The sequence below is a fragment of the Micromonospora sp. USAFONa4 genome (assembly GCF_057197825.1).
In genome coordinates this window covers 6104241-6119209 of the sequence record NZ_CM170072.1, presented here as the reverse complement: position 1 = coordinate 6119209, position 14969 = coordinate 6104241, and the positions used below count along the sequence as shown (strand labels likewise).

Here is a 14969-nt window from a genome sequence, read left to right as displayed (position 1 = left end):
CGGCCGCCGGTCGGTGCCGTCACGCTCGTGACACGCCCCTGCCAGGCACCTGCTCGGATGCAAGGAAGGGGCCCTTCCCATACGCCAGGCGTGAGGAAGGGCCCCTTCCGCACACCTCCAGCAGAGCGGGGTCGCCACCGTCCGAGACGGTGGCGACCCCGCTTCCGCTGGTCGGGCCTCAGCGGCGCGCCGGCGCCTCCGTCGCCGCGGCCGGCACGCTCACCTGGTCGAAGGCGGGGGCGCCGTCGACCGCGTCGGCGGCCACGGCCGTCGACCTGGCGGGATCGGGCAGATCCAGGCTGCTGCGCAGGCCGACCGGCTTCAACAGGACCGCGGCGATGATGCCGACGACGGCGATCGCGGCGGAGATGAGGAAGATGTGGCCGGTGGCGTCCCCGTACGCCGCGCGGACGATCTGCTGGACCGCGCCGGGCATGGCGTCGAGGTTCAGGCTGCCCGCTCCCGCGCTGCCGGAGGCGGGGATGCCGGCGGCGGAGAGGTCGGCGGTGATCTGGTCGGTCACCCGGCGGGCGAGGACCGCGCCGAGCACCGACACGCCGATCGTGCCGCCGAGCGAGCGGAAGAACGCGACGGTCGAGCTGGCCGCGCCGATGTCCCGGAGCGAGACGGTGTTCTGCACGGCGAGGACGAGGTTCTGCATCGTCATGCCGACCCCGACGCCGACGATGAACATGGCCGTACCGACCAGCACCAGCGAGGTCTCGTGGTCGATGGTGCCGAGCAGGGCGAACCCGATGACGAGCACGATCGCGCCGAACACGATGTACGGCTTGATCTTCCCGGTCTTCGTGATCAGCCGGCCGGCGATGATCGACGATCCGAGGACGCCGGCCATCATCGGGATGGTGAGCAGCCCGGCCTCGGTCGGGCTGTAGCCGCGGCCGATCTGGAAGTACTGGCCGAGGAAGACGGCGCCGCCGAACATCGCCATGCCGACCGCCAGGCTGCCCAGGATGGCCAGGGCGGTGGTCCGCTGGCGGACGAGACCGAGCGGGACGACCGGCTCGTCGGCCCGCGACTCCACCCAGACGGCCAGGGCGAGCAGCGCGACCGCACCGCCCACCATGGCGGCCGTCTGCCAGGAGGCCCAGGCGAACGAGTCGTCGACGAAGGAGATCCAGATGAGCAGCACGCTGACGCCGGCGGCGATCAGGGCCGCGCCCAGGTAGTCGATCTTGACGTTCTCGCGGCGGACCGTCGGCAGGCGCAGGGTGAACTGGAGGAGGACCAGCGCGATGGCGGCGACGGGAACCCCGACGAAGAAGCACCAGCGCCAGCCGAGCCAGGACGTGTCGACGATGAGCCCGCCCAGCAGCGGGCCACCGACGGTCGCCACCGCCATGACGCCACCGAGGTAGCCGTTGTACCGGCCGCGCTCCCGGGGCGGGATCATCGCGGCGATGGCGACCTGGACGAGGGCCTGGAGGCCGCCGACGCCGATGCCCTGGAACGCGCGGGCGGCGATGAGCTGGCCGGCCGTCTGGGCGAAGCCGGCGATCACCGAGCCGACCAGGAAGACGACGATGGCGATCTGGACCAGGAGCTTCTTGTTGAACAGGTCGGCGAGCTTGCCCCAGATCGGGGTGGTCGCGGTCGCGGTGAGCAGGGTGGCGGTGACCACCCAGGTGTACTGGGTCTGCGACCCGTTCAACGCGCCGATGATGTTCGGCAGCGCCGTCGAGACGACGGTGCCGCTGAGCATGGCGACGAACAGCACCAGCAGCAGGCCGCTGAGGGCCTCCAGCGTCTGCCGGTGTGTCATCGGCGCGTCGCCGGCCGTGGTGGTGGGTGCGCTCATCGCGCGGCCTCCAGGTTGTCGTGGTGTCCGAGGACGGTCTCGATGTCGCGGGTGAACCGGCCGAGCGCGGTGGCGAACGCCGCCACCTCCGCGGGGGTCCAGTCGGCGAGAGCGGTGTCGAGGATCCGGCCGTACCAGTCGTAGGTGTCGGTCAGGGCGGCCCGCCCGGCCGGGGTGACGGTCAGCAGGCTGGCCCGCTTGTCGGCGGGGTCGGCGCGCCGCTCGACCAGGCCGTGGCTGACGAGCGAGGCGACGGCGCGGCTGACGGTCGACGGGTCGAGCCCGCTGCGGGCCGCCAGCTCCCGGGCGTGGCAGTCGGCGGGCAGCTTCTCGATCTGCATGAGGAGGCCGGCGAGGCCGACCGGCACCGTCGGCCGGACGTCGGCCCGGTGCCGTTTGATCAGCCGTACGCTCCGGATCAGCTCGGAGAGCCTCGCACCAAGCTCGCGGCCAGCAGTTTCCACGCCGCCTCCCCTGTCGCAGATGGTTGCCGCACACAAGCATCTGCCGATCTTGCTCACAGTGCAAGTTTGCGCGATGAGAACTGAGTCACGGCCCCGTAGGCTGTCGCCCATGGAGGAGACCACCGGGCTGCGGGAGCGCAAGAAGGCGGCCACCCGCCTGGCCCTGCACGAGGCTGCCCTGCGCCTCGCCACGGAACACGGGCTCGACCGGGTCACCGTGGAGGCCATCGCCGACGCCGCGAACGTCTCCCGCAGGACGTTCTCCAACTACTTCTCCAGCAAGGAGGAGGCGGTCTTCCACGGCGACGCCGTACGGCTGCGCCGGCTGCTGGAACTGGTCCGCCGGCAGCCGGCCGACGCGCCGCCGTGGGTCGTGCTGAGCGCGGCCGCCGAACGCCTCGCCGTCGAGGCGTACGGCAACGCCCCGCCCTCCTGGCTGCTGCACCGCCGTCAGCTACGCGGGCACCCGGGCCTCGTCGCGCACCAGATCGCGGCCTACACCGCCATCGAGCGAGACCTCGCCGACGACGTCGCCCAGCGGTTGACCGGCCCGGACCGGGCGCTGCGGTCCCGGGTCGTGGCGGCGACCTTCCTGGCCTCCCTGCGCGTCGCCATCCAGCACTGGATCGACCACCCCGACGGGCCGCTGCACGACGTCCTGCGCACCGCGCTCGCCGAGACCGCCACCACCCCGGCCGGCACCGCCGGAGCGCGGACGGCCGGCTGACGCCGGGCGGCGCCGGGGGATGACGCGGCACGGCCGCGCACCGTCTGCACCGGTACGTGGCCGTCGTTCGGGCGGGGCCGCCGTTCACCGGCGGCCCCGCCATCGGGGTTCAGCAGGGACCGTTGTCGGTCCAGACGCCCTGGGCGCCGGCTCCCGGCACTTCACCCTGGGTCCACCACCGGGCGGTCCACCGGTGACCCTCGTGGGACACCACCGCGCCGCCGGAGTAGGCCGTGCCCGCCGACCAGGCCGGTGCGGTGCAGGCGCCGCCGGTCGGGCTCGGGTCGACCGTCGGCGAGACCGTCGGCGAGGTCGTCGGGGACGGCGGGGAGGCGCAGGCCCCCTCGTCCGCCCAGACGGCGGCGCTGCCCGGGGTGTCGCCCTGCGTCCACCACTTCGCACTCCAGGTACGCCCGGCGTGCGACACCCTCGCGCCGCCGGAGTACGCGGTGCCCGCCGACCAGGCCGGCGCGGCGCAGGTCCCGCCGCCCGGCGGGGTGCTCGGGCTGGGCGTCGGGTCGACCGGCACGGCCCCACGGGCGTGGTCGCTGGCCAGCGAGTACGTCTGCCCGCCGAAGGAGAGGGTGAAGTTGGCCGGCCCGGCGATCGGCAGCTGGTAGTTGAGCGTCACCTCCGCGTACGCGCCCGGGGCGATGGCGGCCGGTACGGTGAGCCGTACCCGGTTGTAGTCGCCCCTGAGCCCGCCCACGTTGCTGCCGGTGTGCCCGGTGGACACGGTGGTCAGGGCCCAGCCGGACTGCTGGGTGAGGGTCGGTGTGGTGGTCGGGTAGTCGAACTCCAGCTGCGCCCCGGCCGGGACCGGACCGCCGGTGTTGTTGGTGAGCCGCAGTTCGGGGTTGATCGGGTAGTTGTTGTCGCCGAGAGCGAAGCCCCCGACCGTGGCGGTCACGTCGATGGTCCGGGCCGGCAGGGTGACGGCGGCCCGCCGGGCACCGTACGCGGGCGCCGTGCGGAACTTGTCGTAGAGCAGGGTGGTGAGCGTCTCGCCCATGCCGTACTGGCCCTTGGCCTGGTCGTATGCGTAGTCACCGGCGAGTTCCCAGATCATCACGCCGCCGATGCCCTTGTCCACCACGTAGTCCGCCTTGGCGCCGAGGGACTGCTCGTCCTCGGTGGAGAGGAAGACACCCTTCTGCGCGTTCCACAGCCAGGGCGCGACCAGCGCGGCGGAGTAGTGGCGGGCGTAGCTGCCGCTGATCCGGTCGGTCGGGTCGGTGGCCGGCGTGAGGCCGTACGCGGACAGGTAGTCCGGGGTGATGCCACGTTCCAGGTTCTTGGCGTGCCACATCGGGTTCGCCCCGGCGGGCACCTCCCCGCCGGCACCGTCCAGGTCGTGCCAGAGGTTGTCGATGCCGACCGCGCCGTTCCCACAGGGGGTGGTGGAGCCGATCGAGGAGCCGGTGCCCGGCGGGCACTTGGTCTGGTCCGGCAGTGCGGCGCGGCCCCACAGCCCGTTGGTGCCGCCGGTGACACCCTGCCAGCCGCGCGTGTAGTAGGGGACGCCGATGTTGACCCGCCCGCTGGGCAGCGCCCCCCGGAAGTAGTGGTAGGCCCAGTCGGTGTTCAGGTACCCGATGTTGCCGTACGCGCCGTAGACGCCGCCGGCGGCGAGTTCGGCGTCGTCGCCGTTGTCGAAGAGGGCGGCGTTCGGGCCGACATGGTGGTTCCAGGACCCGTGCAGGTCGTACGACATGATGTTGACGTAGTCCAGGTACTGGAGCGCCTGCGAGGACTCCATCCCCCGCAGCAGCCATCCGGAGGCGGGTGCGGCCACCGTGAGCAGGTAGTGCTTGCCGTCCGTGGCGGCGGCCGCGTCGAGCTTCTCCCGCAGCGTCTTCATCAGCACCTGGTAGGAGGCGTTGAGCCCCGCCCGCTTGGCGTCCGCCTGCGCGAAGTCCAGCGGGTTGCCGGCCTTGTTGTTGGAGGTCGGGTACTCGTAGTCGATGTCCACGCCGTCGAAGCCGTAGGTGCGCAGGAAGGCGACCACGGAGTCGGCGAAGGTGGCGATGCCGGCGGTGTTGATCGTGTTGCTGCCGGTGGTGGTCATCCGGTAGAAGCCGCCGGCGTCGACCCGGTCGCCGTTGTCGTCGAGGTAGCCGCCGGTCTCGGCCCAGCCGCCGACGCTGATCAGCGTACGCACGTTCGGGTTCTGCTTCTTGTACTTGTTGAGCAGGTTGAAGTGCCCGGTGTAGGCGTACTGCGGATCCATCTCGGCGCCGGCGACGCCCGGCCAGGTCATGTTGGTGGCCGGATTGTCCGCCGCCTTCGGGTTGCCGACCGAGATCCTGTTGGCGGCGTCGACGTGGGCGAAGGCGTAGTTGATGTGGGTGACCTTGTCCCAGGGGATCTGGTTGGCCAGGTACGCCGGGGCGCCGTTGCGTCCGGTGCGCCAGCTGGTGAAGTAGCCGATGATGCGCCGGTTGTGGTCGGCGCCCAGCTTCTCCCGGCCGTCGGTGTCGTAGACGGTGCAGTACGGCACCGCCACGCCTGGCGTCCGGTACAGCCCGTCCGGCCGGCACGCCTCGTCCTGTCCGACGGAGGAATGTGCGGCGGGTGTCACCATCAGCGCCGTCGCCACGGCCAGCAGACCGACCGCACCGCCGACGAGGAGCTTGCTGAACCGTCTTCGCACCGCGCCCACCTCCAACTCTAAAGAAAGTTAACTATTTACGGTCCTGAATATATACCTGTCCGGCATGCCTCTGCGCAAGAGCGCAGGGCGGCCGTACCGTCCCTCGCGTCCGTGGGCAGGGGCGCGAATGGCCGGATGTGCGGTGCGGCCGTCCTTGTGGTCCCCGGAAGAAGGCGACCAGACTTCCGATGTGGACATCCCCGGAAGCCGCGAGGTGGTCGTGGTGGTGCACGACGGCGTCGTGCTGCTCGACGTGGCGGGGCCCGTCCAGGTGCTGCACGGCAGCGGCGGCTACCGGATCCGGCTGGCCTCCGTGGACGGCCGCCCGGTACGCACGGACGTCGGCGTGCCCCTAGACGTCGAGCTGGCCCTGCACCAGGTGCGGCACCGGTTCGACACGCTGCTGGTGCCCGGCCTCTCCCTCGCCACGGCGCAGCCTCCGCCGGCGCTCGTCGCCGAACTCCCCCGCGTCAGCGGGCTCGCCCGCCGTACGGCGGCCATCTGCACCGGCGCGTTCCTGCTCGCGGCGGCGCGCCTGCTCGACGGCCGCCGGGCCACCACGCACTGGGCGGCCTGCGCCGACCTCGCGTCGCGGTTTCCCGCGGTCCGCGTCCGGCCCGACGCCCTCTACGTGCGGGACGGACCGCTGTTCACCTCGGCCGGCGTGACCGCGGGCATCGACCTGACGTTGACGCTGGTCGAGGACGACCACGGGCCGGAGCGCGCCCGCACCACCGCCAAGTACCTCGTGGTCTTCCTGCACCGCCCCGGCGGTCAGTCCCAGTTCACCGTCCGCGGCAACACCACGGCCGCCCCCGGCAGCGCGCTGCGCCGGGTCCTGGACGCCGTCGCCGCCGACCCGGCCGCCCCGCACACGCTCGCCACGATGGCGGCGCACGCGTCGGTCAGCGAACGGCACCTCACCCGCCTGTTCCGCCGGACGGTCGGGACGACCCCCATGCGGTACGTCGAGCAGGTCCGGGTCGAGGCCGCGAAGACCCTGCTCGAGGCCACCCACGACGGGGTGGCTCGCATCGCCCGCGCCTGCGGCTTCGGCTCGGACGACAGCATGCGCCGCGCGTTCCTGCGCGGCACCGGGATCACCCCGGCCGAGTACCGCCAACGCTTCCGGTCCACGCACCCGACACCCGAAAGATGAGGTACCCGTGACGCCTTCCTTCTCGCGGCGCACCGCCCTCGGCACCGGCCTGGCCGCCGGCGCCGGCATGCTCACCGCCGCTCTGGTGCCCGCCGCCCCGGCCGCCGCCCACGCCGCGCCGGACGCCTCCCACGCCGCGCCGGACGCCGACCTGTCCTTCCCGTCGACCCGGCTCGCCCAGGAGGCGGCCCGACTGATCGGCGAGACGCAGGAGGCCTACCTGCGCAACCACAGCCTGCGTAGTTTCCTGTTCGCCCGCGAGGCCGCCGCGCAGGCCGGTCGGCGGCCCGGCCGCGACTACGACGAGGAGGTCGTGTTCCTGATCTGCGCCCTGCACGACATGGGCCTGACCGCACGCGCCGACTCCGACCAGCGGTTCGAGATGGACGGCGCCGACTTCGCCGCCCGGTTCCTCGAGGAGCGGGGCGTCACCGACCGCCGGGTGGACACCGTGTGGGACGCGATCGCCATGCACACCACGCGCAGCTTCCGCGACTCACCCGTCTTCCAGCGTCGCCGGCCGCCGGAGATCGGCATCGCCCAGACGGGAATCAGCATCGACCTCATGGGCATCAACAGCCCGGTGTCACCCGGGTACGCCGACCGCGTCCACCGACGTCATCCCCGCCTCGGCGGCGCCCGGGCCGTCACCGACGCGATCGTGGCGCAGGCACTCGCCAATCCCCGCAAGGCCCCGGCCGCCACCCTTCCCGGCGAGATCCTGCACCAGCGCCACCCCGAACTGCCCTACCTGACCTGGGACATGCTCCTGGACTCCAACGCCTGGGGCGACTGACCCACCGGGGCGGCGGGCCCGTCGGTGCGCGACGACGCCGACGAACCCGAGGGACTCCCACACGACCGCGTCCATCCGACACCGCCCCCGCCGACCGGGACCGGACGTGCTGACCGACGTTGCCGGGTGGTGCGCGAGGAGAGGCGGTCGGACCAGCCGGCGGCGGGTGGCGGGATCAACCGGCGGAGTGGGCGTGGCGGGTGGCGCGCTCGGCCAGCCACAGCCACCGGCGCTGCACCTCGCCACCGGTGGTGGCGACCATCGCCAGGGCGTCCTCGCGGACCGCGACGAGGGCGCCCGCCGTCGCCGAGCCGTCGTCCAGCACGGCCGCCCCGTCGCGGAACGCCTCGGCCTCCGCCGCGCCGCCGAAGCGGGGAGCCACCTCGTCGCGCCAGAAGTCCGCCCAGGTCAGGTCGGGATTCCAGGTGAAGCGGGCGTACGCCAGGTAGCTGATCTCGTTGGTCGGGTGGTACGCCGACGCCTCGGCGAAGATGGTCAGTCCGCGCATCCCGGCACCGCCGGCCCGGACGCCCATGTCGGCGTACATCTCGGGAACCCAGGAGTGCCGCTGCCGGTTCCACTGCGAGCCGGCGTGGGTGCGCAGTACGTTCGTGCTGTGCGGGAGCCGGTCGACGTGCGCGGCGGTGAGCCGGTGCCGGTTGTCGTACCAGAAGCCCCGGTTGACGCAGTACTGGTAGGCCACGTCGTCGGGCAGCTCGGCCAGTGGCTGCTGCGCGTCGAGGTCGAAGATGTTGTCCCAGTAGACCTCGACCAGGTGCCGCAGCGGTACCCCCGCCGGGCCCTTGCGCCGCGCGGTCTCCAGCAGGGTGGGATACACCGACCGCATCGCCTCGTACGACCAGGACGTGCGCTCGCCTCCGGTGCGGGCCGCGCAGCGCTGGCAGGCGCAACTGCCGTAGTCGCCGGTCTCGAAGTTGATCCCCCCGACGGGCAGGGTGTCCAGCAGCCAGTCCACGGCGTCCCGGTGCCAGGCGAGATTGTCCGGTTGCGAGGGGCAGGCGGCCATCATGTACTCGCTGGCCGGGAAGTGCAGGTCGCCGAAGTCGTCGATGTCGAAGCCGACCTTCTTCGGCAGCTCGGCGGCCAGGTCCGGCCGCTGGCGCAGCCAGGTGGCGAGGTTGTAGCGGTGCCGGCCGTCGAAGTAGATGCCGCCGTAGGCGTTGACGCCGATGCCGGCGATGATGCGCACGCCCCGGGCGTTGGCGTACTCGCACAGCTCGCGGGCCGCCCCGACGCCGCCGTGGGCGTCGCGCAGCAGCCCGTAGACCACGATGCCGCCGATCCGCTCCCGGCTGCAGAAGTCGACCAGCCGGCGGTAGTCGTGGCCGAAGGCGTCGGCGCCCTTGGCGTACGGGTTGAGCGCGCCGATCTCCTGCTGGCCGAGCTGGCGCAGGTCCCAGTTGGTGGAGTGGTCCCAGGTCCACAGTGTCCGCAGCGCCAGCCCGGGCGAGTCGGTCCGCACGCCCACGGGCAGACCTCCCGGCGTGGCCAGGGTGGTCAGCTCCCGGGCGGCGTAGATCAGGCCGGCGAAGGGGTCGCCGGTGAGCCGGATGTCGCCCCGCTCGGGCACCTCGATGCGGTAGCCGCCCTCGGGCAGGGCCGGGTCGACGTCCAGGTCGACCGTGACTCCCTCGGGGTTCTCCCCCCATGCCTGGGTCAGCAGTTGGGCGGCGTACGGCGCGGACGCGGCGCCCCGCACCCGGATTCCGGTGATCTGGCGGTACTGCGACATCATGACCTTCCATGGGGTGGCGGGACGGCGGCCAGGTAGTCGGCCACCTCGATGGCCGTCCACACCCCGTGCCGCCAGTAGGGATCCTGTTCGCACAGGGCGCGGGCGGCGGTGGCGTCGGCGGCCCGCAGGACGAGGACGGAGGCGCCGAGGTCTGCCCGGGCCCCGGCGAGCAGGGCGGTGCCGTCGGCGAGCAGGGCCTCGACGCGGGCGAGGTGCGCCGGCCGGTGGGGTTCGCGCCGGACGGCGGCGTCGGCGGCGAAGGTGGCGGTGACCAGGAAGGAGGGTTCGAACTTCACACGCCACCGCCGATCTCGTCGAACAGCCGCTGCATCTCCACCCGGTACACGGTCTGCGGCCGGCCCGCGCCGGTGCTGACGTGCACGCCGATCTCCTCGGCGTAGCCCGCGGCACGTAGGGAGTTGAGCAGCCTGCGGGCCGAGCGGACCTCCACCCCGTACGCGTCGGCCAGGCCCCGCGCGGTCACCTCGTTCGGGTCCGTCTGGTGCAGCGCCTCGAGCAGCCGGCGGGTGGACAGCGGCCCGAGCCGCAGTTGCTCGCTGATGCGCAGCACCCCGGAGGCGGTCTCGCGCAGCCGTTGCTTGACCGGGCTCTCGCGGCTGGAGTAGATCTCCCCGTCGGGAAAGACCACGTGGGTGTCGCCGCTGGCACGGCCGAGCGCCACCGCCTTACGGGCGTTGTCCTCGGCGGCGGCGATGGTGGTGCCGGCGCCGAAGCCGACGGTGTGCTCGACGTCGACGCCGCGCAGGGTGAGCAGCGTCGCGTGGCCGGAGCGCTGCCGGGCGATGGCGCTCTCCACGGTGCCCCGGGTGGTGGTGATCAGCAGCGTCCGGTCGTCGATCGTGCTCAGCCTGCCCCGCATCCGCTCGGCGTGTTCCAGCAGTGCCTCGCGCAACCGCAGCCGCTGCCGTTCCACCTGGTACGGGTCGTGCCCGCGACCGGCCTGCTCGGCCACCTCGATCATCATCACCGCGATCTGGGTGGCCCGGGACTGCCGGATCTCCGCGGCGAGCCAGGCCCGGCGCAGGGCGTCGCGGACCGAGGCGCGGGTGTGTTCGACACGCCAGACCGGCACGCCGCTCTCGCGCAGGTCCCGGTGGACCGCGCCGAGGCAGGTCAGGCACGCCTCGACGGCCCCGGAGGCGTACCGCTCGCGGTGGAAGGCGACGATCTGGTCGAGGCCGGAGAAGAGCAGGCCGGAGGAGTCGGCGATGGGCAGGATCTCGGTGGGCGGGGGCAGCTCGATGTCGTGGTAGGTCTCCCGGACGGTGTCGGCCTCGATGGTGTCCACGCTGACCGTGGGCAGCCGTCCACCGTTGGCCAGCAGCATCCGCGACAGCGTGCGGTAGAGGTCGATGCCGGCGTGCGGCATGTAGTCGATCTCGGCGCGCAGCCCTCCGGCGGAGGCCGCGAAGGCGTGCGGGATGCGCCCGGTGAACAGCAGCACCTGGCACAGATCGTCGAGCTCACGGGCCAGCTCGGGGGCCTGCTCGGGTCGGGTGTAGGCGCGGGCTGTGAGATCCCCGGCGCGTCCCTCGCCGGCGGAGACCTCCTGCACGAGCCGGATCGAGTCCTCCGGTCCGATGATGCCGATCACCTTGTCGCCTCCACGTCGTCGCCGCCCTCGGGTCGGCTGCTCAGCCGGTGTGGACGGTGCCCACGACACCGTCACTGACCGGCGATGCCAGCAGGACCAGCGTGGACGCGACGTCCTCCGGCCGACCAAGGGCGGCCTCGATCTCCCCGACCCGGTCCCCGTCCGCGCCGTTGGCCCGTGCCTCGGCCAACGACCTGCGCATCAGCGGCGTGTCGATGTCGCCGGGGCAGAGCGCGTGCACACGGATCCCGTGCGGACGGAATTGCCGGGCCAGGGTGAGCGCCAGGCCGTGCAGCCCTCCCTTGCTCGCGCCGTAGGGTACCGACCCGGATCCGTTCTGTACGCCCGCCTTGGAGCCGACGAGCACGAGCACAGCCGAGCGGCCGGTGAGGTGTCGCACGGCGTGCTTGGCGACGAGGAACGGTCCGGTCAGGTTGACCGCGATCACGTGGGCCCAGAGTTCGGCGCTGACCTCCCGGACGTCCAGGCCCTGCCCGCGCATGACGCCCGCCACGTGCAGCACGGCGTCGATCCCGCCGAGTTCGGCGGCGGCCCCGTCGAGCGCGGCGGCGACCTCGGCCTCGACGGTCACGTCGACCTGCCGGGCGCAGGCGCTCGCCCCGCCCTCGCGGGCCTGCTCGGCGGCTCGGGCCGCGCCGTCGCCGTCGGCGTCCAGCACGGCCACCGACGCGCCGGCGTCGGCCGCGGCCCGGACGGTGGCCAGGCCGATGCCGGAGGCGCCACCGACGACGACCACCCGCCGGCCGGCCAGCAGCCCGGCCGGCGGGGCGTCGACGGTCACGGACCGACCGTCCGGCGTACCGCCGCCACCACGTCGGCGGCCTCGGGCACCACCGCGGCCTGCAGGGCCGGGGCGGCGGGCATCGGCACGTCCGGGGTGGCCACCCGGGCGACCGGGGCGCGCAGGTCGGCGAAGCACTCGGCGGCGGCCCGGGCCGCGATCTCCGCGCCGAACCCGCCGGTCAGGTTCGCCTCGTGGGCGACGACCAGCCGGCCGGTGCGCGCCACCGAGGCGGCAACGGTGTCGAAGTCGAGCGGGTTGAGCCAACGCAGGTCGATCACCTCGGCCTCGATGCCCTCCTCGGCCAGTTCACCCGCCGCGTCCAGGGCGGCCCCGACCATCCGGGACCAGGCGACCACGGTGACGTCGTCGCCAGGTCGGACGACGCGGGCACCGCCGAGGGGTTCGACCGGGGCGTCGGTGCGCACGGGTCCGCGCGTCGGGTAGAGCATCCGCGCCTCGGCGACGACCACCGGATCGTCGCTGACCACGGCGGTGCGCAGCATCTGGTACGCGTCGTCGGGGGTGGCCGGCAGGGCGACGCGCAGGCCGGGGGTGTGCGCGAAGTACGCCTCCGGCGAGTGGGAGTGCTGGGCGCAGGCGCCGGGCGAGTAGCCCTGCTGCATCCGGATCACCAGCGGGGCCTTCCACCTGCCGTTGCTGGAGTAGTGGACGGTGGAGATCTGGTTGACGAACTGGTCCATGGCCACGAACGAGAAGTCGGCGTACATGATCTCGGCGATCGGGCGCAGGCCGGTCATCGCCGCCCCGAGGGCCATGCCGAGGAAACCGGTCTCGGAGATCGGGGTGTCGAAGATGCGGGCGGAGCCGAACCGCTTGTGCAGCCCCTTCGTGGCGCCGAACGGCCCGCCGGGCAGGGCGACGTCCTCTCCGAAGTAGACGGTGTCGTCGCGGCTGTCCAGGGCCCAGGTGAGCGCGGCGTTGACGGCCTGGATGTAGCGCAGGGACTCAGACATGGACGTGCTCCTTGACGGTCGCCGGGTCCGGGAACGGCACGGCGCGGGCGGCGGTGACGGCGGCCTCGACCTCGGCGGCCACCTCGGCGTCGATGGCGTCGAGCCGGGCGCTGAGCGCGGGGTCGGCGGCCTGCCGGATCCGGGCCAGGGGCTCGCGTCCGCGGGCGGCGGCGATCTCGCCGGCCGGCCGGTAGTGCTGCACGTCGCCGCTGTAGTGGCCGACCAGCCGTTCGGTCATGGCCTCCACGATGGAGGGTCCGGCGCCCTCGCGGGCCCGGGTGACGGCCTCGGTGACGGCCTCGGCCACGGCGTCGGCGTCGTTGCCGTCGACGACCCGGCCGGGGATGCCGTACCCGGCGGCGCGTTCGGCGAGCTGGCGGACGCGGACCATGTCCTCGATCCGGGACATCTCGGAGTAGACGTTGTTCTCCACGACCAGCACCAGCGGCAGGTCCAGCACGGCGGCGAGGTTGATCGCCTCGTGGACGTTGCCCTGGTTCATCGCGCCGTCGCCGATGCTGACCACCGACACCGCGCCGCTGCCGGTGCGCTGCGCGGTGAGCGCGGCGCCGGCGGCGACCGGCACTCCGGCCCCGACGATGGAGTTCTCCCCGACGAACCAGCGGCTCGGGTCGGACAGGTACGGCGAGGCGGCCCGACCGCCGCAGAGGGCGGAGTCGCGTCCCATCATCTCGGCGAAGAGCCCGGCCATGTCCACGCCCCGGGCGACCGCCCAGCCGTGACCCCGGTAGGTGGCGGTCACGTGGTCGCCGTCGCGTAGCGCCCGGCAGGCGCCGACCGGGATCGCCTCCTGGCCGTTGCACAGGTGGATCGAACCCGGGATCTCGCCGTCGTCCTTGAGGGCGGCCAGCCGCTCCTCGAACCGGCGGATCCGGGCCATGAGCCGATAGTCGTCCGGCAGACCCATCACACCCCCAAAAGTAGTTAGAGCCTTATTGCGGCTCGTTCGTTCCGAAGCCTAGACCAGCCCTGCGAGGCTATGGAAGAGTGCGGTAGCAAGTTTCTGACCGTTATTGGTCTCTAATTTTGGGGGCAGGTATGGAGATCACCGCCGTCGACTCGGTGGTGCTGGGCGACGCGCACTTCGTCCAGCTGCACACATCGGACGGGCTGGTCGGCGTCGGGCAGTCCGCCTGCTGGGGCTACCCCGTCGCGGTGCACGCCGTGGTGGAGGCGTTCCGTCCCCATCTGCTCGGCGCCGACCCCGGCCGCATCGAGCACCACTGGCACCACCTCTACCGGATGGGCCCGTTCCGGGGTTCCGTGCTCTCCGCCGCCGTCGCCGCGGTGGACATCGCCCTGTGGGACCTGCTCGGCAAGCGCCTCGGTGTCCCGGTCTGGCAACTGCTGGGCGGCCGGGTACGCGAGCGGATCCGCCTGCACCTGCTGCTGCCGGGCACCGGCGCGGAGGCGCTGGCAGCGCAGGCGGCGGCGGCCGTGGCCGACGGCTTCACCGCGGTCAAGTTCGACCCGCTGCCGGCCGACTACGCCGACCTGTCGCTGGCCCGGCTGGTCATGTCCACCGAGGCCACCACGGCGGCGGTACGCGACACCGTCGGCCCCGACGTGGACCTGCTCGTCGAGCTGCACCGCAAGCTCACCCCGTTGCAGGCGGAGGCGGTCGTGCCCACGCTGGCCCGGCACCTGCCGCTGCTGGTGGAGGACCCGATCCAGATCGACAGCGTCAGCAGCCAGGCCGACGTCGCCCGGCGGGCCCTCGGCGTGCCGATGGCCAACGGCGAACGGCTGCACACCATCTGGGAGTTCAAGGAGCTGCTCGCCCAGGGCGGCGCCCAGTACGTCCGCCCCGACCTGGGCCTGGCCGGCGGCATCAGTCACGCCCGCAAGATCGCCGCCCTGGCGGAGGCGCACCACGCCGCGGTGGTCAGCCACAACTGCCTCGGCCCGCTGCTGACGATGGCCTCGGTGCACCTCGACACCGCCATCCCCAACTTCGTGGTGCAGGAGTACTCCCCCCTCGACGACCAGCTGGCCGAGGGCCCGGCGCGGGCCTGCGTGCGGCGCGAGGGTGGCTTCCTGCCGGTGCCCGAGGAGCCCGGGCTCGGCGTGACGCTCGACCTCACCGACGCCACGCCCCTGGACCTGACGGGCCGGCCCCTGCACCGCATCCCGCTGCGCGCGGACGGCTCCGTGGCGTACGCGGTCTGAGCACAACCGAC

Annotated in this window: 13 protein-coding genes; 4 read left to right on the top strand and 9 right to left on the bottom strand. The window is 72.9% G+C overall.

The window, feature by feature from the left end; translation table 11 throughout:
• Positions 1 to 178: 178 nt before the first annotated feature.
• Both AC0OO9_RS27010 and AC0OO9_RS27005 read right to left on the bottom strand, forming a co-directional pair.
• On the bottom strand, positions 179 to 1819 hold the full coding sequence (locus tag AC0OO9_RS27010) for an MDR family MFS transporter (protein ID WP_484513299.1): 1641 nt from the start codon (positions 1817 to 1819) through the stop codon (positions 179 to 181).
• Positions 1816 to 2283 (bottom strand): MarR family winged helix-turn-helix transcriptional regulator, encoded by a 468-nt coding sequence (locus AC0OO9_RS27005; protein WP_357580931.1) that lies wholly within the window; start codon positions 2281 to 2283, stop codon positions 1816 to 1818. The genes AC0OO9_RS27010 and AC0OO9_RS27005 overlap by 4 nt, the downstream gene beginning before the upstream one ends.
• A 109-nt stretch (positions 2284 to 2392) precedes the next feature.
• Here AC0OO9_RS27005 and AC0OO9_RS27000 point away from each other — a divergent pair, with 109 nt between their 5' ends.
• On the top strand, positions 2393 to 3010 hold the full coding sequence (locus AC0OO9_RS27000; RefSeq protein WP_484513298.1) for a TetR/AcrR family transcriptional regulator: 618 nt from the start codon (positions 2393 to 2395) through the stop codon (positions 3008 to 3010).
• A 109-nt stretch (positions 3011 to 3119) separates the two neighbouring features.
• Here the strand turns inward: AC0OO9_RS27000 and AC0OO9_RS26995 are convergent, their stop codons facing one another.
• Entirely contained in the window at positions 3120 to 5663 is a 2544-nt protein-coding gene (locus AC0OO9_RS26995; RefSeq protein ID WP_484513296.1) for a glycosyl hydrolase family 18 protein, read from the bottom strand.
• 190 nt (positions 5664 to 5853) lie between these two features.
• Here AC0OO9_RS26995 and AC0OO9_RS26990 point away from each other — a divergent pair, with 190 nt between their 5' ends.
• Positions 5854 to 6822: a GlxA family transcriptional regulator gene (locus AC0OO9_RS26990; protein WP_484513294.1), complete on the top strand. Its 969-nt coding sequence runs from the start codon at positions 5854 to 5856 to the stop codon at positions 6820 to 6822.
• Between the two features lie 7 nt (positions 6823 to 6829).
• Entirely contained in the window at positions 6830 to 7618 is a 789-nt protein-coding gene (locus AC0OO9_RS26985; protein ID WP_484513292.1) for an HD domain-containing protein, read from the top strand.
• Positions 7619 to 7793: 175 nt separating this feature from the next.
• On the opposite strand, the gene AC0OO9_RS26980 is transcribed toward AC0OO9_RS26985, so the two are convergent.
• Genes AC0OO9_RS26980 through AC0OO9_RS26955 form a run of 6 tightly spaced genes read right to left on the bottom strand, consistent with a single transcriptional unit; the run spans position 7794 to position 13696 of the window.
• Positions 7794 to 9371, bottom strand: a complete 1578-nt coding sequence (locus AC0OO9_RS26980) for a hypothetical protein (RefSeq protein ID WP_484513290.1) — start codon at positions 9369 to 9371, stop codon at positions 7794 to 7796.
• The gene (locus AC0OO9_RS26975) at positions 9371 to 9670 is read right to left on the bottom strand and encodes a YciI family protein (protein WP_484513288.1); all 300 of its coding nucleotides are present in this window, start codon (positions 9668 to 9670) and stop codon (positions 9371 to 9373) included. The genes AC0OO9_RS26980 and AC0OO9_RS26975 overlap by 1 nt, the downstream gene beginning before the upstream one ends.
• The gene (locus AC0OO9_RS26970; RefSeq protein WP_484513287.1) at positions 9667 to 10989 is read right to left on the bottom strand and encodes a hypothetical protein; all 1323 of its coding nucleotides are present in this window, start codon (positions 10987 to 10989) and stop codon (positions 9667 to 9669) included. The genes AC0OO9_RS26975 and AC0OO9_RS26970 overlap by 4 nt, the downstream gene beginning before the upstream one ends.
• 40 nt (positions 10990 to 11029) lie before the next feature.
• Positions 11030 to 11791 carry an SDR family NAD(P)-dependent oxidoreductase gene (locus tag AC0OO9_RS26965; protein ID WP_484513285.1) on the bottom strand — a complete coding sequence of 254 codons (762 nt, stop codon included), beginning with the start codon at positions 11789 to 11791 and terminating at the stop codon, positions 11030 to 11032.
• Positions 11788 to 12768 carry an alpha-ketoacid dehydrogenase subunit beta gene (locus AC0OO9_RS26960; RefSeq protein ID WP_484513283.1) on the bottom strand — a complete coding sequence of 327 codons (981 nt, stop codon included), beginning with the start codon at positions 12766 to 12768 and terminating at the stop codon, positions 11788 to 11790. Before AC0OO9_RS26960 ends, AC0OO9_RS26965 begins: the two co-directional genes overlap by 4 nt.
• Positions 12761 to 13696, bottom strand: a complete 936-nt coding sequence (locus AC0OO9_RS26955; protein WP_484518061.1) for a thiamine pyrophosphate-dependent dehydrogenase E1 component subunit alpha — start codon at positions 13694 to 13696, stop codon at positions 12761 to 12763. The genes AC0OO9_RS26960 and AC0OO9_RS26955 overlap by 8 nt, the downstream gene beginning before the upstream one ends.
• A gap of 131 nt (positions 13697 to 13827) precedes the next feature.
• Between AC0OO9_RS26955 and AC0OO9_RS26950 the strand changes: the two genes are divergently transcribed.
• The gene (locus AC0OO9_RS26950) at positions 13828 to 14958 is read left to right on the top strand and encodes a mandelate racemase/muconate lactonizing enzyme family protein (protein ID WP_484513281.1); all 1131 of its coding nucleotides are present in this window, start codon (positions 13828 to 13830) and stop codon (positions 14956 to 14958) included.
• Positions 14959 to 14969 lie beyond the last annotated feature (11 nt).